This is a genomic window from Variovorax sp. RCC_210 (assembly GCF_041355175.1).
Taxonomy (GTDB): domain Bacteria; phylum Pseudomonadota; class Gammaproteobacteria; order Burkholderiales; family Burkholderiaceae_C; genus Variovorax.
This window is the reverse complement of record NZ_JBFUPJ010000001.1, coordinates 908,137-931,986: the sequence shown is the minus strand read 5'-3', so window position 1 is coordinate 931,986 and position 23,850 is coordinate 908,137. Positions and strand designations below refer to the sequence as shown.

Annotated in this window: 20 protein-coding genes; 5 read left to right on the top strand and 15 right to left on the bottom strand. The window is 66.4% G+C overall.

The features are described from left to right. Positions 1–12 precede the first annotated feature (12 nt). The 4 genes from AB6807_RS04560 (at position 13) to AB6807_RS04545 (ending at position 3,170) form a co-directional block, all read left to right on the top strand. Positions 13–918, top strand: coding sequence for an oxaloacetate decarboxylase (locus AB6807_RS04560; protein WP_116908977.1), 906 nt, complete (start codon positions 13–15; stop codon positions 916–918). A gap of 114 nt (positions 919–1,032) precedes the next feature. Further along, positions 1,033–1,263 (top strand): hypothetical protein, encoded by a 231-nt coding sequence (locus AB6807_RS04555; RefSeq protein WP_371083652.1) that lies wholly within the window; start codon positions 1,033–1,035, stop codon positions 1,261–1,263. Further along, on the top strand, positions 1,264–1,929 hold the full coding sequence (locus tag AB6807_RS04550; RefSeq protein WP_371083651.1) for an alpha/beta hydrolase: 666 nt from the start codon (positions 1,264–1,266) through the stop codon (positions 1,927–1,929). It begins immediately after the preceding gene. 23 nt (positions 1,930–1,952) lie between these two features. Then, a complete protein-coding gene (locus AB6807_RS04545; RefSeq protein ID WP_371083650.1) occupies positions 1,953–3,170 on the top strand; it encodes an immunity 26/phosphotriesterase HocA family protein in 1,218 nt (405 codons plus the stop codon). Here AB6807_RS04545 and AB6807_RS04540 read toward each other — a convergent pair. Next, positions 3,167–3,994 (bottom strand): NAD-dependent protein deacetylase, encoded by an 828-nt coding sequence (locus AB6807_RS04540; protein WP_371083649.1) that lies wholly within the window; start codon positions 3,992–3,994, stop codon positions 3,167–3,169. The genes AB6807_RS04545 and AB6807_RS04540 overlap by 4 nt on opposite strands. Positions 3,995–4,063: 69 nt before the next feature. On the opposite strand from AB6807_RS04540, the gene AB6807_RS04535 reads away from it, so the two are divergent. Continuing rightward, positions 4,064–5,059 carry a Bug family tripartite tricarboxylate transporter substrate binding protein gene (locus AB6807_RS04535; RefSeq protein WP_371083648.1) on the top strand — a complete coding sequence of 332 codons (996 nt, stop codon included), beginning with the start codon at positions 4,064–4,066 and terminating at the stop codon, positions 5,057–5,059. Positions 5,060–5,108: 49 nt separating this feature from the next. Here the strand turns inward: AB6807_RS04535 and sbcB are convergent, their stop codons facing one another. From sbcB to tssJ, 14 genes are all read right to left on the bottom strand, one after another. Beyond that, entirely contained in the window at positions 5,109–6,548 is a 1,440-nt protein-coding gene (gene sbcB / locus AB6807_RS04530) for an exodeoxyribonuclease I (protein ID WP_371083647.1), read from the bottom strand. Further along, positions 6,549–7,994 (bottom strand): cardiolipin synthase, encoded by a 1,446-nt coding sequence (gene cls / locus AB6807_RS04525; RefSeq protein ID WP_371083646.1) that lies wholly within the window; start codon positions 7,992–7,994, stop codon positions 6,549–6,551. 206 nt (positions 7,995–8,200) lie between these two features. After that, a complete protein-coding gene (clpA, locus tag AB6807_RS04520; protein WP_116908970.1) occupies positions 8,201–10,522 on the bottom strand; it encodes an ATP-dependent Clp protease ATP-binding subunit ClpA in 2,322 nt (773 codons plus the stop codon). 67 nt (positions 10,523–10,589) lie between these two features. Continuing rightward, complete coding sequence (clpS, locus tag AB6807_RS04515) at positions 10,590–10,949, bottom strand: ATP-dependent Clp protease adapter ClpS (RefSeq protein WP_070060554.1); 360 nt, start codon at positions 10,947–10,949, stop codon at positions 10,590–10,592. Between the two features lie 136 nt (positions 10,950–11,085). Then, a complete protein-coding gene (locus AB6807_RS04510; RefSeq protein WP_371083645.1) occupies positions 11,086–11,733 on the bottom strand; it encodes a hypothetical protein in 648 nt (215 codons plus the stop codon). After that, positions 11,730–12,725 (bottom strand): ImpA family type VI secretion system protein, encoded by a 996-nt coding sequence (locus AB6807_RS04505; protein WP_371083644.1) that lies wholly within the window; start codon positions 12,723–12,725, stop codon positions 11,730–11,732. Before AB6807_RS04505 ends, AB6807_RS04510 begins: the two co-directional genes overlap by 4 nt. 39 nt (positions 12,726–12,764) lie before the next feature. Next, complete coding sequence (tssG, locus tag AB6807_RS04500; RefSeq protein WP_371083643.1) at positions 12,765–13,865, bottom strand: type VI secretion system baseplate subunit TssG; 1,101 nt, start codon at positions 13,863–13,865, stop codon at positions 12,765–12,767. Continuing rightward, positions 13,862–14,971: a TagK domain-containing protein gene (locus tag AB6807_RS04495; RefSeq protein WP_371083642.1), complete on the bottom strand. Its 1,110-nt coding sequence runs from the start codon at positions 14,969–14,971 to the stop codon at positions 13,862–13,864. Before AB6807_RS04495 ends, tssG begins: the two co-directional genes overlap by 4 nt. Then, entirely contained in the window at positions 14,968–15,423 is a 456-nt protein-coding gene (locus AB6807_RS04490; RefSeq protein WP_371083641.1) for a hypothetical protein, read from the bottom strand. The genes AB6807_RS04495 and AB6807_RS04490 overlap by 4 nt, the downstream gene beginning before the upstream one ends. Positions 15,424–15,716: 293 nt before the next feature. Continuing rightward, on the bottom strand, positions 15,717–19,739 hold the full coding sequence (gene tssM / locus AB6807_RS04485; protein WP_371083640.1) for a type VI secretion system membrane subunit TssM: 4,023 nt from the start codon (positions 19,737–19,739) through the stop codon (positions 15,717–15,719). A gap of 20 nt (positions 19,740–19,759) precedes the next feature. Beyond that, positions 19,760–21,112: a type VI secretion system protein TssL, long form gene (gene tssL, locus AB6807_RS04480; protein ID WP_371083639.1), complete on the bottom strand. Its 1,353-nt coding sequence runs from the start codon at positions 21,110–21,112 to the stop codon at positions 19,760–19,762. A gap of 57 nt (positions 21,113–21,169) precedes the next feature. Then, positions 21,170–21,826, bottom strand: coding sequence for a hypothetical protein (locus tag AB6807_RS04475; RefSeq protein ID WP_371083638.1), 657 nt, complete (start codon positions 21,824–21,826; stop codon positions 21,170–21,172). Between the two features lie 16 nt (positions 21,827–21,842). Further along, complete coding sequence (gene tssK / locus AB6807_RS04470; protein ID WP_371083637.1) at positions 21,843–23,189, bottom strand: type VI secretion system baseplate subunit TssK; 1,347 nt, start codon at positions 23,187–23,189, stop codon at positions 21,843–21,845. Positions 23,190–23,220: 31 nt separating this feature from the next. Then, a complete protein-coding gene (tssJ, locus tag AB6807_RS04465) occupies positions 23,221–23,760 on the bottom strand; it encodes a type VI secretion system lipoprotein TssJ (RefSeq protein WP_371083636.1) in 540 nt (179 codons plus the stop codon). Positions 23,761–23,850 lie beyond the last annotated feature (90 nt).

The window sequence follows — 23,850 nt, the reverse complement described above, 5'->3', positions numbered from 1 at the left end:
GGAACAATTCGCATGACTTCCACAACCTCCCTTCGCAAGACGATGCGCGCGCGCATCACCTCGGGCCCCACCTTCTGGATGGCCGGCGCACAGGACGCGCTTTCGGCGCTGCTGGTCGACCAGTCGGGCTTCGACGGCATCTTCACCACCGGCTTCGGCATCTCGGCCTCGCTGCTGGGCCAGCCCGACGTGGAGCTGTACACGCTGACGGAAAACGTCGGCGTGGTGAACCGCATCGCCAACATCGTGAAGAAGCCGATCTTTGCCGACGCAGACACCGGCTACGGCAACGTGATCAACGTCGCGCGCACCGTGCGCGAGTTCGAGAAGACGGGCGTGGCCGCCATCTCCCTGGAAGACCAGTTCAGCCCCAAGCGCTGCCCGGCCGCGGCCAGCACGATGCCGCTGGTGCCGGTGCGCGACGCGGTCGCGAAGATCCGCGCCGCGGTGGACGCCCGGCAGGACCCCGACTTCCTGATCGTGGCGCGCACCGACGCCATCGACCCGTCGGAGGCCATCGACCGCGCCTGCCAGTACGCCGAGGCCGGTGCCGACCTGATCCAGCCGATCTCGCGCACCTTCAAGGGCTTCGACGACCTGGTGAAGCTCAAGGAAGCCACGGGCCGCCGCCTGTCGCTGCAGCTGATGCAGGGCTTGTGGATGGCCAGGCTGAGCCATGCGCAGATCGAGTCGGTGGCGGCCTTCGCGACCTACCCCATCGTCGCGCTCATGAGCACGGTGCACGCGTTGCAGGCCAACCTGCAGGTGCTGTCGGAGCGCCGCACCGGCGACGTCGACGGGCTGCCGAACGGACAGACGACGATGCCGGCGTTCAAGGAAGTCATCGGCTGGAACGCCATCGAGGAACGGCAGGCGTACTACGAGCTGGACGCGCCGGCGCTGAAGCGCGCGGCCTGAAGGCCAGGGCCAGGCCTGGAGACCGAAGAGGCCCCAAAAGCCCCCAAAGCCCCAAAAGCCGGGCGGCTGGCGCGCGAGAATCGCCAGCCTGTCCGGACCTTCGAAGGCCTCTTCATGCGACTTCTTCCGCGCCTGTGCGCGACCTCACTGCTGCTGCTCACCCTGGCCTTCACCGCCCCCGCGCCGGCCGACGCGCAGCCCGTTGCCGACGTGCAACGGCTCGCCGACGTGCCCTACGGCCCCGACGCCGCGCAGCGCATGGACGTCTACCTGCCCAAGCCCGCCCAGCACGCCACTGAGGCTCGCGGCGCCCCCGTGCTCGTGATGGTCCATGGCGGCGCCTAGATGTTCGGCGACAAGGAGGCCGCCGGCGTGGTGGACCTCAAGGTCGCGCACTGGGTGCGCGAGCAAGGCTTCGTGCTGGTGTCGGTGGGTTACCGCTTCGTGCCGCGGGTCGACGTGATGCAGCAGGCGCAGGACGTGGCGCGCGCCGTCGCGGCCGTGCAGGCGAACGCGGCCTCGTGGGGCGGCGACGCGGCCCGCGTGGTGCTCATGGGCCATTCGGCCGGCGCGCACCTGGTCGCGTTGCTCAGCGCATCGCCCGACATCGCGCGGCAGCAAGGCGCGCGCCCCTGGCTAGGCGCCATCGCGCTCGACAGCGCCGCACTGGACACCGCCGGCCTGATGCAGCGCCGCCACCTGAACTTCTACGACCGCGTCTTCGGCAGCGACCCGGCCTTCTGGCGCAGCGTGTCGCCCACCGACGCGCTCGCGCCCGGCGCGCCGCCGATGCTGCTGGTGTGCTCCACGCAACGTCGCGACGGTTCGTGCACGCAGGCGCAGCAGTTCGCGGCGCGCGTAGCTGCCACCGGTGGCCGCGCAGAGGTGCTGCCCGAGGACCTGTCGCACGCGCAGATCAATGCCGAACTGGGCCAGCCGGGCGTGTACACGGCGGCGGTGGACGCGTTCGTTCGCTCCGTGGGTGTGGCGGGCCACGTCGCCAAGCCTTGAATCAGCGAGCCCCGATCGAAGCTATGCCCAAGCAGACCGCACTCGACGCCTCCGAGCCCCTGTTCGAACTCACCAACGCCGAGCGCGAAAGCGTCGGCCTCGACGCGGTGCCGCCGCATTGGGAGCGCGTGCTGTTCAAGGACACCGTGGCTTTCTTCGAAGGCGACACGCTGCGCAAGTTCCTGCGCGCCAGCGCCGGCGGCTACCTCGAAGTCGACACGGCGCTTGCCACCCGCGAGCGCGCCTGGCTGCTGCCCAAGACCGCGCGCGGCAAGGAGCGCAAGCTCACGGCGGCCGTGCTGCTGGTGGCGGAACGCGCGAACGGGCGCTGGTTCCAGGTCTCGTTCATCGGCGAACGGCTGACGCAGTCGAGCGTTGCGGCGCTGAACACGGCGAACATGCGCGCCATCGACTTCTGGAACGACGACGCCCTGCACGACCACGCCGGGCTGCGCGACTACCTGCGCGTGCGCCTGCAAGGCATGCCCGACGGGTTGCGCGAGGACATCGCGCTGATGAAATCGGCCCCGCGCCAGCAAGTGAAATACGCCGCGGGCGACGTGTTTCGCTTTCGCATCGACGACGCGCGCTACGGCTTCGGCCTGCTGCTGGGCAGCCTGAAGGAGATCCGCGCGGCGGGCTTGGTGCCGGACGGGCATCCTTGGCACCACGTGATGACGGTGCCGCTGGTCGTGCGCCTGTTCGGCGGCGCGTCGAGCGAGCCAGCGCCGGGCATCGACGCGCTGTCCGTCTGGCCGCTGCTGCCGGCGCAGACCATGATGGACAACCAGCTTTTCTGGGGCAACTTTCCGGTGGTCGGCCGCAAGGTGCTGGTGGCTGGCGACATCGACTTTCCGTGCGGCGTCGGCAATGCGCCTGCGCAGGACCGGCAGGCCTTTTTCTACTGGGGCTTCGGCTGGCACCGGCTTGCGGATGCCGCCATCGGCGGCGGCACCGACAGCGGTCTGGGCATCGGGCAGCTCGACCGCACGCCGTTGCAGGATGCATTGGCAGGCGCAACGCCGGTACGGCCCCGCAGCCTGCGGCACCCCGATCACGCGGAGGCATTCGCAAGCGTGCTGGATGAGATCGGCTGCGGCGATGTGCCTGACTACGCCACGTACGCGCGATGGGCCGGATGCCTGTCGCCCGAGGCGTTCATCGCGCACGTGCAGCCGGCCGTGCCGGCGGGCCGGGCCAAGGACAAATCGAAGACTGCGGCTAGCGACCGAACCGGCTAGCTCGCCAGCTGGCTGGCCAGCTCGGCCAGTGCCTCGCCCACCGGGCGTTCGACCTTCAGCGTCAGCAGCTCGTCGGCGCGCGTGCGCCCCAGGTTCACTGCCGCCACCGGCTTGCCCGCGGCGGCGGCGGCCTGCACGAAGCGAAAGCCCGAATACACCATCAGCGACGAGCCGGCCACGAGCACCGCGTCGGCCTCTTCCAACGCCGCGAAGGCGGCGGTCACGCGCTCCTTGGGCACGCTCTCGCCGAAGAACACCACGTCGGGCTTGAGCAGACCGCCGCAATGGGTGCAGGCGGGCACGTCGAAGGCGGAAAAGTCGTGGCCCTCGAGGTCGGCATCGCCGTCGGGTGCGGCGCGGGCTTCGAGCGCGGCCCAGCGCGGGTTGCGTTCGCGCAGCGCCAGTTGCAGCTCGGCGCGCGTGCTGCGCCGCTCGCAGCCCATGCAGCGCACGGTATCGATGCGTCCGTGCAGGTCGATGGCGCCCTGGCTGCCGGCGGCTTCGTGCAGTCCGTCGACGTTCTGCGTCAGCAGCAGCTCCACGCGGCCCGCTGCCCCCAATTGCGCCAGCGCGCGGTGCGCCGCACCGGGCCGGGCGCCGGCCATGGTCGGCCAGCCGATCAGGCTGCGGGCCCAGTAGCGGCGGCGCGTGCTGTCTTCGCCCATGAAGGCCTGGTAGGTGACGGGAGAAGGCCGCTTCCATTCGCCCTTGGCGTCCCGGTAGTCGGGAATGCCCGATTCGGTGCTGCAGCCCGCGCCGGTGAGCACGAAGAGCTTGCGGTGGCGGGTGGCGAAATCGGCGAGCGCGGCGGTGTCGGCTGTCATGCGGGCAGCATAAGTCTGCGGCCCGATTCCTGCTAAGAGCCTCGTTCTTACCCGTCTGCGGAGAACGCCATGCACCACCTTCCCGATCAGCGGCCCACGCGCCGCGCCGCGTTGCAACTGCTGGCCGCCGGCGCCGCCGCGGCCGCCCTTCCTTCATTCGCAGCCCCTGCGCAATGGCCTGACCACGCGATCAAGATCGTCGTGACCTTCCCGCCCGGCGGCTCCAGCGATGTGCTGGCGCGCGTGATGGCCGAGCAGTTGGCGAAAAAGCTGGGCCAGCCCGTGGTCGTCGACAACAGGCCGGGCGCGGGCGGCACCATCGGCGGCGCGCAGGTGGCCGCGTCGGCGCCCGACGGCTACACGCTGATGCTGTCGAACACCACCCCGATCGCCCTGGGCCCCTTCACGCTCGACAAGCAGCCCTACGACCCGGTGGCGGGCTTCAGCCATGTCGCCTACCTGGGCGCCGCGCCGCTGGTGCTCATGGCGAGCAAGGCCTCGGGCCTGAAGACGTATGCCGAATTCGAGGCCATGGGGCGCAAGGAAGGCCGCATCGACTTCGGCTCCGGCGGGCCGGGCTCCGTGGGCCACATCCATGGCGAGCTGCTGAAGAAGACCACCGGAATCAACATGGTGCACGTGCCCTATCGCGGCGGCGCCCCCATGACGACCGACCTGATCGCCAACACCATTCCGGTCGGCATCGACGTGATCACCGCCTACGTGCCCTTTTTCAAGAGCGGGCAGCTGGTGCCGCTGGCTGTGACGGGCGCCGCGCGCTCACCGCTGATGCCCGACGTGCCGAGCATGGTGGAGCTGCATCAGCCGAAGCTGGTGCTGGAGAACTTCTTCGGCCTCTCCGGCCCGGCCAAATTGCCACCCGACGTGGTGGCGCACCTCAACACCGCGTGCAACGAGGTGCTGGTGATGCCCGAGATCCAGAAGAAGCTGACCGAGCTGGGCATCGTGGCCCAGCCCGAGACGGTGGTCATGTTCAACCGCTTCGTGAAGGACCAGGTCGACGTGCTCGGGCCGACGGTGAAGGGCGCGGGCATCAAGCTCTGAGGCTGGCGGCAGCATCCGGCAGCAGCAGTAGCAGCAGCAGACGGCCGAATCAGGCTTCGGGTGCGATGGCCTCGGCGTACTCGTAGAGCGCGCCGAGAATTTCCTCGCCGCGCTCGTCGGCCGTTTCGGACAGCGCATCGACCTCGCTGAACAGCATCTCGATGGTGCGCGCCCCGCCCTCGCCCTTGAAGAGCCGCGCCACGCGCAGCGCTTCCCAGCGCTCGGTCTCGTCTTCGTTCAGCAGCTCGGGCCAGTTGCGCGCGCGGTAGCGGAACAAAATTTCGTCGAGCCGACCGTCGTCGAAGCCGGTGCGGTCCTTGGCCAGTTCTTCGGGCGACAGCGTGCGCAGCTGGTTCAGCCGGCGACGGTCGCCGTTGCCGACGAAGCCGCCGTACAGGTCTTCGTCCACATCGGGCGCGGCCTCCTTGGGGCGGGCGTACACCTGCGACCAGATGGCGCTCATGTCGGGCAGGTCGCGCGCGATGGCGGCGTTGCGCAGGGCGGCGTCCAGGTCGATGTTCCAGCGCTCGGCCATGGCCGGTGCCAGGGTGCGCAGGTTGCCAACCACCATGGGCGACTTGTTCAGGTGAACGCCCTTCACCGGCAGCCGGGTCACGCCTTCGGGCAGGTCGGCGGTGCGGGTGAACAGGCGCAGGCGCAGCGTGTCGGCGTCGAGGTCGCGCAGCTCGCTGGGGTCGTGCGCCAGGTCCCAGGCGAGCAGCTCGTTCTTGTTGGTCGGGTGGCTGGCCAGCGGCCACATCACGGCGATGCAGCCACGCTCGACCGGGAACATGCCCGAGACGTGCAGGAAGGGCTTGGCGGTCTCGCGCATCGCGGGCAGGCCAAGCTCGCTGGCCACGCGGTCTTTCTTGTGCAGGCCGAAGGCAAAGTCGAACAGCTTGGGCTGCTTGTCGCGAATGAGCCGGGCCAGCGCGATGGTGGCGCGCACGTCCGACAGCGCGTCGTGCGCCGACTCGTGCAGCAGCCCGTTGGCGCGCGCCAGGTCTTCGAGCTTGAAGCTGGGCTTGCCGTCTTCCTTCTTCGGCCACTGGATGCCGTCGGGGCGCAGCGCATAGGTGAGCCGCACCACGTCGAGCAGGTCCCAGCGGCCGCAGTCGTTCTGCCATTCACGCGCATACGGGTCGATCAGGTTGCGCCAGAACAGGAAGCGCGTGACCTCGTCGTCGAAGCGGATGGTGTTGTAGCCCACGCCGATGGTGCCCGGCTGCGAGAAGGCTTTTTCGATGTGGCCGGCGAACTCGTGCTCGGGAATGCCGCGCTCCAGGCACACCTGCGGCGTGATGCCGGTGATGAGGCAGGCCTCGGGGCTGGGCAGGTAGTCGGGCGCGGGCTTGCAATAGACCATCAGCGGCTCGCCGACTTCGTTCAGGTCGGCGTCGGTGCGGATGGCGGCGAACTGCGAAGGCCGGTCGCGGCGCGGCACGGCGCCGAAGGTTTCGTAGTCGTGCCAGAGAAAGGTGTGGTTCATTCAGAGCAAGGGTGAAGACAAACGCGCAATCGCATCGCCAAGGCGACGCCAGAAACTTTGGGGCCGGTGGGCGCGCACCGCGCCGGCACTGTGCAGGTCGGTCTCGAACTGCGCCGCCAGCGGCCGGGCCAGCTCGGGACCATAGACCACCGCGCACACCTCGAAGTTGAGGCGGAAGCTGCGGTTGTCGAAATTGGCGGTGCCGATCATCGCGCAATGGTCGTCGACCACCAAGGTCTTGGAATGCAGCATGCGCGCCTTGTACTCCCAGACTTTCACGCCGGCGGCGATGAGCTCGTCGTAGTACGAGCGCGCGGCGGCGCTGACGATGGCCGAGTCGCTGCGCCGCGGCACCAGCAGCCGCACGTCGACACCGCGCAAAGCGGCGCTGGTGAGCGCCATGAGCGCGGGCTCGCCGGGCACGAAGTACGGCGTGGTGAGCCAGGCCCGCGTGGTGGCCGAATGAATGGCCTCCACGTGCATGCGGTGGATGGCCTCGAGCGCGTTGTCGGGGCCGCTCGTCACGATCTGCACCGGGATGTCGCCCGCTTCCAGCTGCGGCAGCATGGCGCCCAGGGTGTCGTCCATGCCGCGCGGGTCTTCGCCGGTGGCGTAGGTCCAGTCTTCGAGGAAGGTGGTCTGCAGCCAGCGCACCGCGCTGCCTTCGATGCGCAGGTGCACGTCGTGGTAGGCGTCGGGGTTGGTGCGCTTGTCTTCCTCGTCGGTGATGTTCACGCCGCCCGTGAAGCCCACCCTGCCGTCGCACACCACGATCTTGCGGTGCGTGCGGTAGTTGGTCACCGGGCGCAGGCGGCGGCCGATCTTGGTGTCGTGGAACAGCGCCACCTTCACGCCCGCCTCGTGCAGCGGCGCCATGAACCTGCGGCCGATGCGCTTGGAACCCAGCGCGTCGATCAGCAGGCGCACCGTGACGCCTTGCCGCGCGCGCTCGACCAGCAGGTCGCGCAACGCGGTGCCGATCTTGTCGGGCTCGAAGATGTAGTACTCGAGGTGGATGTGGTCCTGCGCGGCGCGCACGGCCTCGAAGATGGCGTCGAAGGTGCGCGCCCCGCCCGAGAGCAGTTCGACGTCGACCGCGCTCGACACCGGCAGCCCGCAGGTCGCGGTGCCCAGCCTGGCCATCTGCTGCAGCGCCGGCGGCGCGTTCTGCGCCACGTCGCGCAGGCGCGCGACATCGGCCTGGGCGAAGGCGCTGGCGCGGCTGCGCAGGCGCTTGATGCGCTGCTTGCGCAGGCGCTGCGGCCCGAGAAAGTAATAGATGACGAAGCCCGCGAACGGCAGCAGCGCCAGCGACAGGATCCAGCTCATGGTGGACACGGGCGCGCGCTTTTGCATCACGATCCAGATCGACAGCACGGCGATGTAGCCGCTCCAGGCCAGGGAGAGGCCGGTCTTCCATTCGGGGCTGAGGACGGGGAGGATCAAGGCGGAGGAAGCGGTGAGGCGGTTGAAGCTGGCGTGGCGAAGGAGACGGAACCGAAAGCAGGCGCAGGCAGGAGCAGGCAGGAACAGGCAGGAACAGGCACAAACAGGAGTACCGCCCAAAGAAAAAGGCCGGCAGCGCGATGCTACCGGCCTTTGATGGCGCCTTCGAGGGGGCGGCCTCATCGGCCGCGCGCCGCCCGACTCTTTCAGCCCGTGGCGGCTTCTTCCGCTTCGGGCTTCGACTTGCCTTCCTTCTTCGGAAGCGGCTGAATGTCGAGCAGCACTTCGTCCTTGTCGTCGAGGTCGACTTCGAGGCGGCCACCGTCGGTCAGGCGACCGAACAGCAGTTCGTCGGCCAGTGCACGACGGATCGTGTCCTGGATCAGGCGCTGCATCGGGCGCGCGCCCATCAACGGATCGAAGCCCTTCTTCGCCAGGTGCTTGCGCAGCTTGTCGCTGAACGTGACTTCCACCTTCTTCTCGCTGAGCTGGGTTTCCAGCTGCAGCAGGAACTTGTCGACCACGCGCAGGATGATGTTCTCGTCCAGCGCCTTGAAGTTGACGATGGCGTCCAGCCGGTTGCGGAATTCAGGCGAGAACAAGCGCTTGATGTCGCCCATTTCGTCGCCCGCCTGGCGCGGGTTGGTGAAGCCGATGGTCGCCTTGTTCATGGTCTCGGCACCCGCGTTCGTCGTCATGATGATGATGACGTTGCGGAAGTCGGCCTTGCGTCCGTTGTTGTCCGTCAGCGTGCCGTGGTCCATGACCTGCAGCAGCACGTTGAAGATGTCCGGGTGCGCCTTCTCGATTTCGTCGAGCAGCAGCACCGAGTGCGGCTTCTTCGTGACGGCTTCGGTCAGCAGGCCGCCCTGGTCGAACCCGACGTAGCCCGGAGGCGCGCCGATCAGGCGGCTCACCGCGTGACGCTCCATGTACTCCGACATGTCGAAGCGGATCAGCTCGATGCCCATGATGTAGGCCAGCTGCTTCGCCGCTTCGGTCTTGCCGACGCCCGTGGGACCGGAGAACAGGAACGAGCCGATCGGCTTGTCGCCCTTGCCCAGGCCCGAACGCGCCATCTTGACCGCGGAGGCCAGCACTTCGAGTGCCTTGTCCTGGCCGAACACCACGCTCTTCAGGTCGCGCTCGATGGTCTGCAGCTTGCCGCGGTCGTCGTTGCTGACGTTGGCCGGGGGAATGCGCGCGATCTTCGCAACGATTTCCTCGACCTCGGTCTTGCTGATGGTCTTCTTGCGCTTGCTCGGCGGCAGGATGCGTTGCGCGGCACCGGCTTCGTCGATGACGTCGATGGCCTTGTCGGGCAAATGACGGTCATTGATGTACTTGGCGCTGAGCTCGGCCGCGGCCTGCAGGGCGGCCACGGCGTACTTCACGCCATGGTGTTCCTCGAAGCGCGACTTCAGGCCCTTCAGGATGTCGACGGTTTCCTGCACCGTCGGCTCGACCACGTCGACCTTCTGGAAACGACGCGACAGGGCCGCGTCCTTCTCGAAGATGCCGCGGTATTCCGTGAACGTGGTGGCACCGATGCACTTCAGTTGGCCGCTGGAGAGCGCCGGCTTCAGCAGGTTCGACGCGTCCAGGGTGCCGCCCGAGGCAGCGCCCGCACCGATCAGGGTGTGGATTTCGTCGATGAACAGGATGGCGTTCGGCTTGTCCTTGAGCGACTTGAGCACGCCTTTCAGGCGCTGCTCGAAGTCGCCGCGGTACTTGGTGCCGGCCAGCAACGCGCCCATGTCGAGCGAGTAGACCTGCGCCTCGGCCAGGATCTCGGGCACGTCGTTCTGCGTGATGCGCCAGGCGAGGCCCTCGGCAATCGCCGTCTTGCCGACGCCGGCTTCGCCCACCAGCAGCGGGTTGTTCTTGCGCCGGCGGCACAGGATCTGGATCACGCGCTCGACCTCGTACTCGCGGCCGATCAGCGGATCGATCTTGCCGTCCTTGGCAAGCTGGTTGAGGTTTTGGGTGAACTGCTCGAGCGGCGATGCCTTCTCGTTGCGTTCGCCGCCGCCCTCCTCGCCTTCGCCCGAGGGAGCTTCGCCCGCGCCCTTGACGGCTTCCGGCGGATCGCTCTTCTTGATGCCGTGGGCAATGAAATTGACCACGTCGAGGCGGGTGACGCCCTGCTGGTGCAGGTAGTACACAGCGTGCGAGTCCTTCTCACCGAAGATCGCGACCAGCACGTTGGCGCCGGTGACTTCCTTCTTGCCATTGCCGGTGGACTGCACATGCATGATGGCGCGCTGGATCACGCGCTGGAAACCCAGGGTGGGCTGGGTGTCTACATCGTCGGTACCCGCCACTTGGGGCGTGTTGTCCTTGATGAAGTTGGTGAGCGACGCCCGCAGGTCGTCGACGTTGGCTGAGCAGGCGCGCAGAACTTCCGCGGCGCTCGGGTTGTCCAGCAAAGCGAGCAGCAGGTGCTCCACGGTGATGAACTCGTGGCGCTGCTGCCGGGCCTCGACGAAGGCCATGTGCAAGCTGACTTCCAGTTCCTGGGCAATCATGTGATTTCCTTTTGCCTTGCTGTAAATAAGTTCTCAGATGGGTTGGAGCTTGCGCAATTCAACTGGTTCATGCAACCGGTTCGCTGACGCATTGCAGCGGATGCCCGGCTTGCTGGGCCGCTTCCATCACCTGGTTGACCTTGGTCGCCGCCATGTCGCGGGAATAAACCCCACAGACGCCGCGGCCATCGAGGTGGATCTTGAGCATGATCTGGGTCGCGGTTTCGCGGTCCTTGCTGAAATATTCCTGCAAAACGACGATCACGAACTCCATGGGGGTGTAGTCGTCGTTCAGCATGACCACCTGGTACATCTGGGGCGGCGCAGTTTTCTGCGGCCGGCGCTCCAGGACGACCGAATCTCCGTCGTCCCCGGCCGGTTTCTGGGCCGGTGGGGTGTTGGGAGTCTTGGGAATTCTCGTTGCCATGAAAAAGATTCTATAGAGCGTGCAAGCACCGTGCCGGCGCAGAAAGACTTGGTGGCGCGTATTCGACAAATCAAGAGCCTTGCGGCGCGTGCGACAACGGAATTGCATATAAAAAAACCGGCTCGCAGCCGGTCGTTTATATATTGCGCAGCACGGCGCCCTTGGGGGCTGGTAATTTCCTGGTGCGTGGCGGTGCGGGCGCCGGGAGATCGGGCGGCAAGGCGTCGATTTCTTCGTCGGTCAATTCCCGTTCGATCGGCTGGGGGACGACCGCGTGCTCCGGCTCTCGTCGCGGTTCCGGATGAGGCTCGGCTTCCGGTTCATACCGAAGTGTCTGGCTTGGCCTTGGCGAGCGAACAAGCGTGGGTGCAGGGGCCGCAGGTGGCGCCGTACTGCCAGCGGTCACCGGCCCAGCGGGCCCCGGTGCCGGGCTGCGCCGCCCGGGCCACTCCGCCAGCAAGGCCTGCCACTCGAGCCGACGCAGCGCTTCCTGCCCCGACTGCCAATGCTGCTGTTCCTGCGCCAGCTCCTTCCACCGCTCCGTTTGCAGCCTGCCCAGCAACTCGAATTCCACGCGAACCGCTTGCTGCATCCACTGGGGAACATACGACAAGGCGCGCTGCAAGTCGTGCTCGGCCTTTTGCCGGGCCAGCTCGAAGGCGTTGCGTTGCGCTTTGAAGCGCTCCTCGTAGCCGCGCATGCAGAGCCAGGCACCCAGCACGACGCCCAGCATGCCGACGACGAAGCAGATGATCGGCAATTCGTAAGCGAGGCTCGAGATCACGTCGGCTCCCCTGCATCCCATTTGCGCACCAGGTCGAGCGGAATGGCGTCCGCCACCTCGGAAAACCGCCGACCGACCATCCGCTCGGCCTGCCTGAGCAGGATCGCGACGGGGCTGCTGGGCTCATGGGTTTCGAACCATTCGCGCGCTGCACGGATGTCGTCGCGAACGCCGTCGCGCGAGCGCGGGGAAGAACTGGAAGCCCGCTGCGCCGGCTCGACGGGTTCAACGCGGTCCCGGGGTTCGGCATCCTCCAGCGATTCGGGCTGTTCAAACAGCTTCAGCAGCGTCAGAAATGTCTGGAGCGAAGGGGCGTCGTCGCCCAGATGGCGTGCGCACCAGGCATCAATCTCCCGCACCGATTTCAAAGCTGCAGCAAGCGCTGTCACCGGCAGCTCGGCATCGCTCAGGGCCGACCGCCGCAATTCGTCCAGTTGAAGTGCCACCGATTCCGGACTGGAAGCGCCAGCCGGCCGGGGCACGGCGTGGGCGCGCTCGACGTCCCTCACCGTCAGGTGCCGGGCGGCATTCGTCGCCACCACGATCTCGCGCACATCACCCAGCAGCCCGTCTGGATCGGCCAGCGCGGCCAGCGCATTCGCCCGCACCGCGGGATCGCGCTCGCCCTCGACAACCAGCTGCGGGTGGATCGCGTCGGGCCAGGCTTGCAGCGCCTGCGCCAGCCCGGCAACGCACTGGGCGAACCCTGTCGCCTGGGCGAGCCGTGTGCGGGCACGGCACTGCCAGACGAGCACGTTGATGTCCCGGGTCCTCGTCAGCAGGCGCCGGCAGTCGCGCTCGATGTCGGTCCAGTTCGGCGCATCCGCCAGGCCGACGAATTCGCCGTACTGCGCGTCGGCACGCGGCGCCATGCGTGCGAGCAGAACCGCATACTCGGCGTCGTATTCGAGGCTCGGGCCGCACGGCTGCGCAGCATCGAAGGGAGAAAGATCGAACCGAGAATCGGCGGTAGTGATGACGGGAGCACTCATGGGGTAGGCAAAGAATCCGGATCAGGTTGCGGGATGCGGCTACTCGCCGGTGAAGGAAGCCCGTACGTATTGCTCGGGCTCGAAAACCATGCCGACACTGCAATCGGCGGCCGGCGCGCTGCCTTCCGCGCCGCCCAGCCAGGTCGACCACCCGAGCTTTTCACCGTCCTCGAGCCGCGCCGGCGGCGTGCTGTCGTTTCGCACGCGCAACTCGACCTCCCAGACGAACTCATAGCCGACGAAGGCACGCACCCATTCGACGAGCGCGGGCAAGTCGCGACCTTGGGGCGTAAAGCGCAGGTACTGGCCCAGGTCGAGCGGCCCGAGCACGAGCCGGAACTTGTTCTGCCGGTCGGCCACGACCTCTCCCGCGATCGCCCCCACGCCCATAACGCTCGAAGCACGCGCCTGGCCCAGATGGCTGCGGTCGTCGTCGTCGATGCGAATCCAGTGCAGCGCGAACTCCTGCAGTTGCACCGGCACCGCGAAGTATCGGGCCAGCGTGGCGGCGAGCCCGTCCGCATTGCGCGCCTCCCGCACCAGGTGCGTCGACGCCGCGAGCCGGGCATGGGCCGGGAGCACAGAGTCGCGAATCTCCAGCGGATCGTGCCCCGTCAGGCGCGCGACATAGCGGCTGAACACCTCGTCATCGGCCCGGTCGAGCCCCGCCGCAGCCTGGCTTTGCGCCCATGCCCGGTACATGTGCGTGAGGTAGCGGTGGTGGAACAGGTCGAGAAAGTCCGCCAGCGTCGTGTCGCTGTGGTTCTCGCTTCGGTCACGCACGATTTCCGTGTAGTGAAGCGGCAGCGGACCGTTCGGTCCCAGCATCCCCAGGCCATACACGCGCACCATCGGAAACAGCGGGTTGTTTCCTGATCGCGGACTGGCGCTGCCGGGGGGCCGGTCGTCTGCCTCCCCGGGCAGCACGGCCTCGGCAATCTCGCGAGGCGCAAAGATCAAGGCAGCCGCCTGCCCCAGCCTGAAGGCCTCCAGCTGCGGGCGGCTCGCCAGCCCGATGGGGGGCTGTTGAGCGTTCGACGCGCCGAATCGCCGCAACAAGGCAAAAAAACCAAACCGCCACGGCGCTTGACGCAACCGAGCCAACATCGATGAAAGAGCGTGCGTGGAGTCGGAACTCATGCTGCGCCTTCGCTGTCGGAGGTTTTTGTTTCGCCGGCGCGGACGCGCGGCGGACCGATGCGCACATGGCTGTCCGGCGACAGTTGATGGTGCTCCCGCCGCGTCAGGCTCGGCAGCGACGCGCGTGCATCCCTCACGAGTTCCGGCGCGAACAGCCCCAGCACGTCTTCGGGAGCAGCCGGATCAAGCAGGCGGGACGGGTTCAGCGCCTCGAAGCCTTCGATGATGCGGTCGATGCCTTCTGACGGCTGCAGGATGTCGCGCAGCAAGGGAAAGCGCTCAGCCTGTTTTTGGAGTTGATTCAGCGTCGGGGCCGGTTCGCCACCACCTGCGAGCAGCGGGTGGTCCCAGCCGCCAAGACCGGCGAGTTGATCTGGATCGCGAACGACGCGCACGAATTCGTCATGCAGTTCGTCGAACAACGGGATGCGGGGGACCGTGACGGCTGCCGACGCCTGGCTGCTCGCTGTCTGCACCGAACCTGCGTCGGAACGTCGCGACTCGCCGAGCAACCCCGAAAGAACATCGGAGCTCGAACGAGGCTGCGTGCCGGCAATCCGCAGCATGGCGAAAGCGTCGGCTGTCGTGTCGCCCTGGGTCAAGACTTCGTCGCTGTCTTCCGCCCCCACCGCCAGGTCGCGCAAGTCGAAGCTGCGAGCGGATGGCGCAACGTTGGCTTCGTCCTGTGCCGGCATTCGTGGCGCATCGGCCGGCTCGTCGCAGACGGCCACGCCATCTTCCGGCGCCACCACAAAGCGCAGCAAACCCAGCTCCAGCACGTCTCCGGTCGCGACGCACAACGGCAGCGCCGGCGCAACTCGCTCGCCATTGAGTGCACACGTCAACGTGTAGCTGAGATTCTGCAGTTTCCAACCCTGCGCCATGGCGTCCCAGCGGATGCGGCACAGATTGGCGAGGCGCCATTGAGCGTCGGCCGGGTGTATACCCGCCATGGCGAGCGCGTCGGCCACACCCATGCCGCTCGCAGGCACGTGCACGGTCACGCTGCGTGCCTCGCCGCCCATGTGCGTCAGCCGAAGCCGCAACGGCGCGACGCCGCCGCCACCCTCGAACCGAGCGCCCAAGTTGTTGCCCACGGTGTTCATTCCAGGCCGCTCCACAAGTCCTCGAGCCGGTTGGCCGCGCCAACGAAACGACCTTGCGCATCCTGCTGCCAGAACGCACTTTCGACGCAAGCCCCCGACAGGCGTTGCGGCCAATCGGCCCACGGCAGGTGGCGCACGCCCTGCAACCGCGTAGCCGGGTCGTGCCCAGGCGCACTGCCCGCGCTTCGGTCGAGCAACTCATGCGTCAGGCTGGCCGACGCCATCGTTTCGACATGGGGCCATGCTGCATTCGGCGGCACAAAAAAAGCTCGTTTCTGATCGCGCCACAGCGCCTTCAACGTGGATGTCATTTCCGCGGCGGTCGCCGCGTCTTCAACCAGCATGTGGCGCGCGACCGCACGGGCCAACCAGAATTGCCAGTCGCACGGCTGATGTCGCTGCGCCTCGAAGTGCTTCTTCACCGAGTGTGCGTTGGCTTGTTGATAGATCACGAGCGATTGGTGATGCCCTGCCACGTCGGTCGACCTGGCAATCACTCCCAACACGAACCGACGAGAAGCGAACGCCAGAGCGCCAGGCGGTAAGACAAATGCGACCGGAACGGCCGCGGCCTTCGGAGACAGGCCTGCGCTCGCGTTCGGGGTTTGCTTGAACAACCAGGATGCCCATGCCTCCCCTTCACCTCGACGCACGCCACTTTGAACAAGATCAGCGTGGCCCGGCCACGTGCCCCACATGGCGGGTGGTGTGATCAGGCAGCGATCAAGCAGCCTCGCCCACATGATCAAGCTGCCCTACCAGGGCAGCGAAAGCCCTTCAGCACATCACTGCCCAGCGGGTTGGGCTGGCTGCCGGCGTTGATGTCGATCAACGCCTTGCGCCCGTCGAACACATACTCGACGCTCAAGCGCCCTGGCGTCGCGGTGTTCACGATGCGCCCCTTCTCGAGCAGCCGAAAGAGCGCCCAAGGGCCGTTGGCCTGCACGCCCGAAGTTGCTCCCGAGATGCGTGGATTGGCGGTGATCTCCGCCATGGCCCCGCCGCGCGGGCCCGGCCAGCTGACGGGAAATGCCTGCACCGGGCCGTGGACATAGCGTTGGCCCTGCCCGTCGATGTCGATCACGAGTTCGGTGATGCCCGGTTCGAGTTCGAGCACGCGCAAATCCATCTTCCAGGCGAACTTCTTGCCGCCTGCATCGCGAAAGAACAAATCGCGGATCTGCTGCGCCCGGTAGAACGCATCGAGGTTCGGCCCGCCGTGTGCCAACAGCTTGAGCAACTCACCCAGCAGCGTCGGCCCCGCGGTGGCGGGCGCCGAGTTAGCTCCGCCAGCAGCACCTTCCGCACCGACCATGGCATTGGCCGTGTTTGCATCCTTGTAGCGCCATGGCCTGACGCTGGTGTCCACATAGGAGGCCAGGTATTTGTTGAAGAATTCGTCGGCGGCACCGCCCACCGAAAACACCAGCGTGAAATCTTCGATGGACGCGTCCTGCGCCACCGCCGCCAACGGGTAACGGCCCTCCACCCCTCGCTTGCACGGTTCGCTGACCTGCATGGCCATCAGGCCCATCAGGCGGTCAAGTTGCAACTGCGCCTGGTTGCGCAGGATGCCCGCCGAGCCCTGCACGACCTTGTCGCTGCCGCTGCTGGCCAAGGCCGTCAACACTTCGCGAAAGGGAGCCGGGAGCTTGCCGGCCTCCAGCTTCAGCCGCGCGCCGACTTCGGCCCCGCCCGGCGGCAGGCTGCCGGCTGAAAGCGCCGTGTCGGCCACGACCAGCAAGGTGTAGAACTCGTTGACCAGGCCCGAGATGGCTTCGAGGCCGGGCTTCCCGCCGCCCTGCCCGACGCTGCCCGCGCCGATGTCGGCTTGCCCTGTGACGACTTCGCGAAGCGCGGCGAAGCGGTTGTCCACGATCTGCTTTTCGAGCCGCTCTTCAGCACGAATGCCGAGACCCCTGCCGATGGCGCTGGTCTGCTTGTTGAGCTCGTCCGTGGCTTTGTCGAGAAAGCCCTTCTCCTCCTGCGCCCGAACAGCCAATGGCCGCGACAGCGTGGTCTCCCGGGCGGCCGCGCGCACCAGCCGCGCCAACGGCGAATCGGGCGCGGCAAACTGCCGCAGCACATTCAGATCGAAGCCCAGGCTGGTACCGGTGGTGTCACTGCCGCTCACGGTGCGCACCGACTCGAGGAAAGCCTCCCAATGGCGGGCGTACTCGGTGAGGTACTGGCGGCGGACATCTTCCAGCAAGAGATCGTTCTGCTGCTTGCGCGTCGGGTCGTCCAGCAGCGCAGCCGCCTTCTTTGCTACACCACGTGCGAGCCCTTCGCTCGCACGCCCCATGACCCAGGCGTCGTCATCCAACGCCTGCCCTACGAACTCGGGCAAGCGCTTGTTGAAGAGCTCGTGGTAACCGTCGTAGGTGAACAGGCCCGGAATGCCTTTCTCGAGCGGCAGGCCGCCGGCCCGCGAAAACACCGTGCCGGCCTGCGGGCCCACTGCGCGCACCAGCGTGAACTCCTGCGGCGCCTCGGGGAGCATCGCGGCCTTCGCGCGCTCGTAGATTCGCTGGGTGGACGTATTGCTGTTCAAGAACTCTTGAACCGCCCGCACCAAGACTTCGTTGGGCAGTGACGCCGACTGTGCGGGACGCTCGCCGGAGAAAAGGGCAGTCACATGGCCGACCATCGATGCGCGTCCGCCGAATGCCGCGGCGCTGTCGGCCGCCTCCCAGTCCTTGAGCACCCAGTTGCGAACGTCTCGCGCGCCACCACTCATGTACCGATCCCGGTCGTGCAACAGCTTGTAGACCCGCAGCGTTTCATAAGCCGTCTTGGCGTCGCCGTCTTTCACGCTCTGCGTCAGCACCGCCTCCATGCGCTTCAGGATCGAGGGCATCAGCATGTGGTCCTGCAACTGGGCGTAGGTTTCGTGCGTCGCCTCGAGCACCGGCGGCACCGTGTACAGGCCGTACAGAAAGCCAACAGGCGGATGCGCAATGTCGAGGCCCGGGTAACCCGGCAACTCGCTGGCGCCGTTGAGCACATCGGGAACGCCCATCAGCTTGAAGCTGGCGAACAGTGTGCGAACCTGGCCGGACAGCAAGTCGACGCGTTGGCCCACCGTGCTCAGGTATTGCTTGTTGTTGCCGAAGCTCAGCGCGAGCGCACTGGCCAACCACAGAAAAATCACGATGCAAAGCGCGTGTCCCGTGAAGCGCAACAGGCGAAAGCGGAACTCCCAGCGCAGGTTCGGCCTCACGAGATGAGCCTCGGGAATGACCACCTTGGTCAGCACGTCCTGGAGAAAGTAGCTCTGCCCACCGCGCGCAGGCGTCGCGCCATCGGCCCGCGACGACGAAATACCCAGGCTGCGCTGAAGCCGCTGGAACACGGTGCCCGGCACGGCCGGCAGGTCCGATTCGGCCTGCGAGCCGCTGGTGAAATAAACACCTCGCAGCATGTCCTGCACCTGCGTGCGGTCGAAGCGCGAGGCCAGGAAAATTTCGTCGAGCATGAGCACCAGCGGCTCGGCCAGGCCGGCGAGTTCTTGCGGCAAGGCGAACAATCGCTTGCGGCGGTCGACGTCGAATTCTTCGTTCAGCCGCGAATGCAACCCGGCGGCCAACCGGTCGTTGAGCAACGCCAGTTCGGCTTCGACCTGGGCTCTCAAACCCTCCCGACCCTGAGCTGCAGAACGCTGTCCCTTCATGCCTTGAAAGGGCAAGGTGAAGCCCCAGGCCTGGGTTCGACCTTCGCTGGTAAGCGACTGGAAGTACTCGGTGAACCCGCGCAGCAAGTCCGTCTTGGTGACGACCACGTACACCGGAAAACGAATGCCCAGTTCTTCGCGCAGGTCGGCAAGCCGGTCCCGCACCATGCCGGCGTGCTCGGCGCGCTGCATGGCGGTCATGGAAAGAAGCTCGGACACATTGAGCGTAACGATCACGCCGTTGAGCGGTGCGCGAGAGCGATGCTTGCGCAGAAGGCCGAGGAATCCGCGCCATTCCGCTGGATCGATGTCGGGATTGCGGTCCTGCGTGGTGTAGTGGCCGGCGGTGTCTATCAGCACCGCGTCGTTGGTGAACCACCAGTGTGTGTGCGAGGTGCCGCCCTCGGCAGCGATCGCGATGCGCTTCGGAGAATGGCCTGCTTGGCGAGGCGTCGGAAACTGAAGCCCGGCGTTGAGCAATGCCGTGGTCTTTCCGGCCCCGACGCTGCCCAGGATCATGTACCAGGGCAACTCGTACAGGTAGCGCTTGCCCTCGAACAGGCTGCGAAGGCCGCCTGCAACACGCAAACTTTTGAGCTGCGCAAGCGCCCGGTTGACAGCGGTCGTGATCGTCTTGATCTCGTCTTTCGCCACCTCGTCCTTGCCCGAATCCTTCCCGAAGCTCAGGAACTTCGTGAGCAGATCCTCGTTGTTGCGCAACGCGTGCCAGAGCCGGTAGAGCCAGTAGAGCGCACAGGCCAGCAGCATGACCCCGATGATCGCCGCGCGCACCCAGGCCGAAGCCAGCGGCCTCTGCGCGCCGATGGCCAGCAACGGCCCCGCATGCCAGGTCAGCAGGCACAGGGCCGCGACCGCCACGAGGCTGACGGGACCGGACACCAGCCAAAGCATGGCAAGCATCAGCAACAACACGATGAAGGTCACGCGTACCCCCGCCGACGCGAGGGGTCGCAAGCCGTCGACGGCAAGCAAGGGACCGATGAACCAGATCGCGAGCGCCAGCAACAACGCGGCCGTGAACGCAAGCATTTGCCGCGAGAAAAGAAACGCAAAAAACTGTTTGAGGTATTTCATGAGAGCTTCCTGAACTGCCTCTAGCGCGCTGCGGTGGCCTTGGAGGCTTGCTGCGGCGCCCCGCCGCCACCTTGCGTGACGACGATGTCGACCCGGCGATTCCTGGCGCGGCCGACGGCGGTGGCGCTGTCCGCGATCGGCGCCGTATCGCCGCGTCCTTCGGTCTGGATGCGCGTGGCCACCACGCCCCTGCCCTGCAGTTCGGTCGCCACGGCGGTCGCCCGCTTTTCGCTCAAGACCTGGTTGTTGGGGAATTCGCGGGTCCTGATGGGCTGGTTGTCGGAATGCCCAGTGACCTTCACCGTGCCGGAGACCTTGTTGATCTCGTCCGCCACCTTGGCCAGCACCGGCAAAATCTTCGCGCTCATGCGCGCCTGCCCCGGCACGAACATGTCGTCGCCCTTGAAGGTGACCGCGCTCCGTCGGTCGTCCTCTTCGACGCTGACCGTGCCACGCGTGATTTCTGCGGCCAGCAGTTCCTTCAATCGCATCGGCTTGACCGGCGGCTCGGGCGGCGGACGCATGCGACCGATGGCCGCAATGCGTTCCTGCACGCTCGCCGTAAGCTGCAAGAGCTGGTACTTGTACCAGCCGAAGAGGCCGAAGAGGATCAGCGACAGCAGCAACGCCGTCATCCATACCGGCACGCTGTGCAGGCGCCGCAGCGTGCCGGCATCTGCGCCCTTCCAGTGCGGGGAAAGATCCTGCGGGACATCGCCCCTTGCCGTGCCGAGCAGGCCGAACAGCTGGTGACGAACCGTCTCCAGCTGCCGGCGTCCGTTGGAGGCCGTGCCGAAGCGCCCTTCGAATCCAAGACCGAGGATCTGGTACATCAACTCAAGCAGATCGATATGCTCCTGCGGGCTTGCCGCGAGGCGACCGACAAGCAGGAAGAACTTGTCACCGCCCTTGGTGTCGCCGTGGAACTTCGCTGCCAACTGCTGGCCGGCCCAGACACCGGCCTCCGTCCCTTCGCCACCGCCCCACTTCGTGCTGTTGGCGGCTTCGTCGAGCGCAGTGCACAGCGAGTAGCTGGCGGCCACCGCGTGCTCGTGCTTGATGAGTGCGCTGCTGCAGACCGACTGAAAGCTTGCGACCTCGCGCTCCAGCAGGCGGTGGAACACTGTCACTCCCTCCTGGCTCAGCTGCGCCGGCATGTCCGCCAGCGCGCGCAGCAGCGGCTGCGCGGCCTCGAGCAAAGGATTACGTGCAGCCGCAACCGCTGCCAGCCGCTCTTGCGACGAGGCTTCTGCAGCCAAGCTCGGGTCAGCCGCGCTGTCGTCGGGAACGAGGACGCCGTTCAAGGGATCGCCGTGGGGCTCACGCCTGGCATCTCCGGCAGGTGCGTTGTCGCGTTCTTCGTTGTAGAGCATGGGCATTGAATGGATATGAACGGGGCGAGATGAGCAGTGGTGAACGGACGTGCTCGCTCAGGGCTCGCACTCGGCGCCGTCGTTCACGATTTGCTCGAAGCTGCTGTTGCGGATATGGCTGGTCCTCATGCGGCCTTCGACCATGCGCCACACACCGGTGCCTTGCGAGTTGTCGATCACCACCGTGGCGGCCAGCGGCGTTCCGCGGTTGCGCTGCCGTCCGATGACGAAGCTCATGTTGTCGAATCGGCAGGCCTCGATGGTCAGCCGCGTGCCGGCCACCAGCAGGTCTCCGGCGCCAACGCAGTTGCGGAACACCACCTCGCCAGTGCAGCCGATTCCCTCGTAGCCGGCCGGCGGAGCGTCACCGCCGGCAAAGGTGCAACCCTCGAACGCCACGCCGGTGCTTCCGTCGCGACCGCCGAAAATCGAGCGGCCCGTCGATCTGCATTGGCTGAAACGCACGTTCGCCATCACGCCGAAGTCGTGCCTCGGCGCCAGGAACCTGCAGTCGATGAACGTGCAGTCGGTCATCGAGCTCAGCTTGACGTTTCCGTCACCAGCGAAGTCGCATCCGGTGAACGTGAGATTCCGCCAGGCAACGCCGACGAAGGCCCCGGGGGCGATGTCCGCGCCGGCAATAGTCATGGCAGCGGCGCTGCCGTCGAGCAGACGGATGTATTCCTTCTGCAGGCTGGTGATGGGGGTTGTCATTGGCGTCTTTGCTCCGTCATTTCTCTCGCACGCCCCAGAGTTCCAGCCGCAGTCCCGGGAACTCTTCCGCGACATGCAGCGCCAGGCCACCGTGCTTGACCATGTGCTCCCAGAGCGGGCCGCGCGGATCGATCTGGAAGTAGACAAAGCCCGCGTTGAAAGGAATCTGGCGCGGCGGCACGGGCAGTGTCTGCAGCGGAATGCCCGGCAGGTGCGAGCGGATGAGCTCGGCGAGCCGGTCGCTCGGACCGACCTTGCAGCGGGCAGGAAACTGGCTTGCCAGTTGCTCGGGAGGCGTGTGCGCCGCCACCGCGAAGACCAGGCTCGAGAAGCCCTGAAGCTCGGACGGCTCGACACTGGCAACACGCACGCCATTCGCACGGTTGGCCAGAGGAATGCTTTGAGCGCTGCGCACCAGCACATCGTTCAGCATCGCCTGCACGTCGCCGATCAGCTCCCTGAAGGACAGGTACGGGTCCGCATGCTGGTAGGCCGGATGCGCAGCGGGCCGGCGCGTGCTGGGTCGCACGAAGGTGGCAAGTTCCGCACTCAGCGTCCGCAGTGCCGTGTAGACCGCTTCCGGTGAAGTCTCCCGAACGCGAAGCCAATGCTCGAACAGGGACTCGTATCGATTGAGTATCTGCAGCAGCAAGAAGTCGGACACCTCCGCCGATTCACTCGACTTGCCATCGTTGCCGCTGAGCCGGGCCGCCAGCGACTGGGCGCGCAGCCGGCACAGGCCGTGCAGGTTGATGACCCAGTCCGTCAACAACGGACTTGCTCCGTAGCCTGCGACCGGAGGAATCAGGTGCGGATCGATGGCGACGCTGCCATCGGAGCGAAGCATCGTGACCCTGGCGAGCGGCAGGCCGATCCAGGCGTCGGTGAGTTCCCGCTGCGGCAACAGCCGCAGGCGCAGCCTGGAAAGCTGCACCGTCTTCGGTCCTTGCCCGAGCGAGTTCGCATCGCGCAGTTCGGTGTCGAACACCGAAAAGCGTGCGAGCGACGCCGTCGCATCGTCGAAGGAAGTCTCCTCGCCGTTGGGCGTTCGGATGGGCACGGCGAGATAGATGACCTGCTCGAGGTGCTCCGGCAGCACCGACAGGGGCTTCGGCGGCAAAGTCTGGCCCGGCGCGTCGAACGGGGTGCCGTCGGAAAAAATGCCGGCGGCGCTGCCGAGCACGAGTTTTCCCAGCGACAACGATTCGGCGTCGATGCCGTAGTGCGTGAACCCCCAGTAGAACGGACCCAGCGAAGCCGCTCGCTTGTGTGCAAGATGCTCGAGGTAGCGCTCCTGCTGTTGAAACAGCTGCGGGCGCAGGAACAGACCTTCGCTCCAGGCGACTTTGTTGTACCAGCTCATGAATGGAAGGTGGTGCTCGCGAGCTTCACGCTCACTGGATGGGAACGAGTTGAATGCCCTTGGGCTGCAGGTTGATCTGCAGCTTGAGCTTGTTGGCCGGCATGACCGCGCGATACCAGGCGGTTTCAGGCGCCGGGTCGATCTTCTGGACTGCGCGCCAGTCGGCTTGCGCCAGGTCGCGATAGCCCGCGATAACGCCGATGGCCGCAACGTCGGGATGCGACTTGCGGCGAATCGTCTTGACGTCTCCAGGCCGCAAGATGAATTCGTCTCTCCCGAGCAGCTCGGCGCCGATGGTCGATTTGTCGTTTGCGTTGAGCGACAGGTAGTCGGCCGACTCGAAGCTGCCCTCGGACTTCAGCTCATAGACACGCACCAGGATCGGTGCCCCTCTGCCCTTGTCGTCAGGGTTGACGCCTGCGTCGGCCGAAAGAGTGATGTCGAGCTTGGTCTGTTCCCTCGGATACGAAAACTGGGCATGAGCAGGCATTGCCACGGCCAGCACGAGCGCGATGAGCGCTTGCTGGCGCGCAGCAGAAAGCCGCCGAAGACCGGGCGCATTGAAGACCATAGGGGGAAACAGAGAAAAAGGGCTGATCGTCAAAAAACCGACCTTGGTCTGGGTGGCGCACCGATGCGCACCGCCCGACCGAAGGTCGAA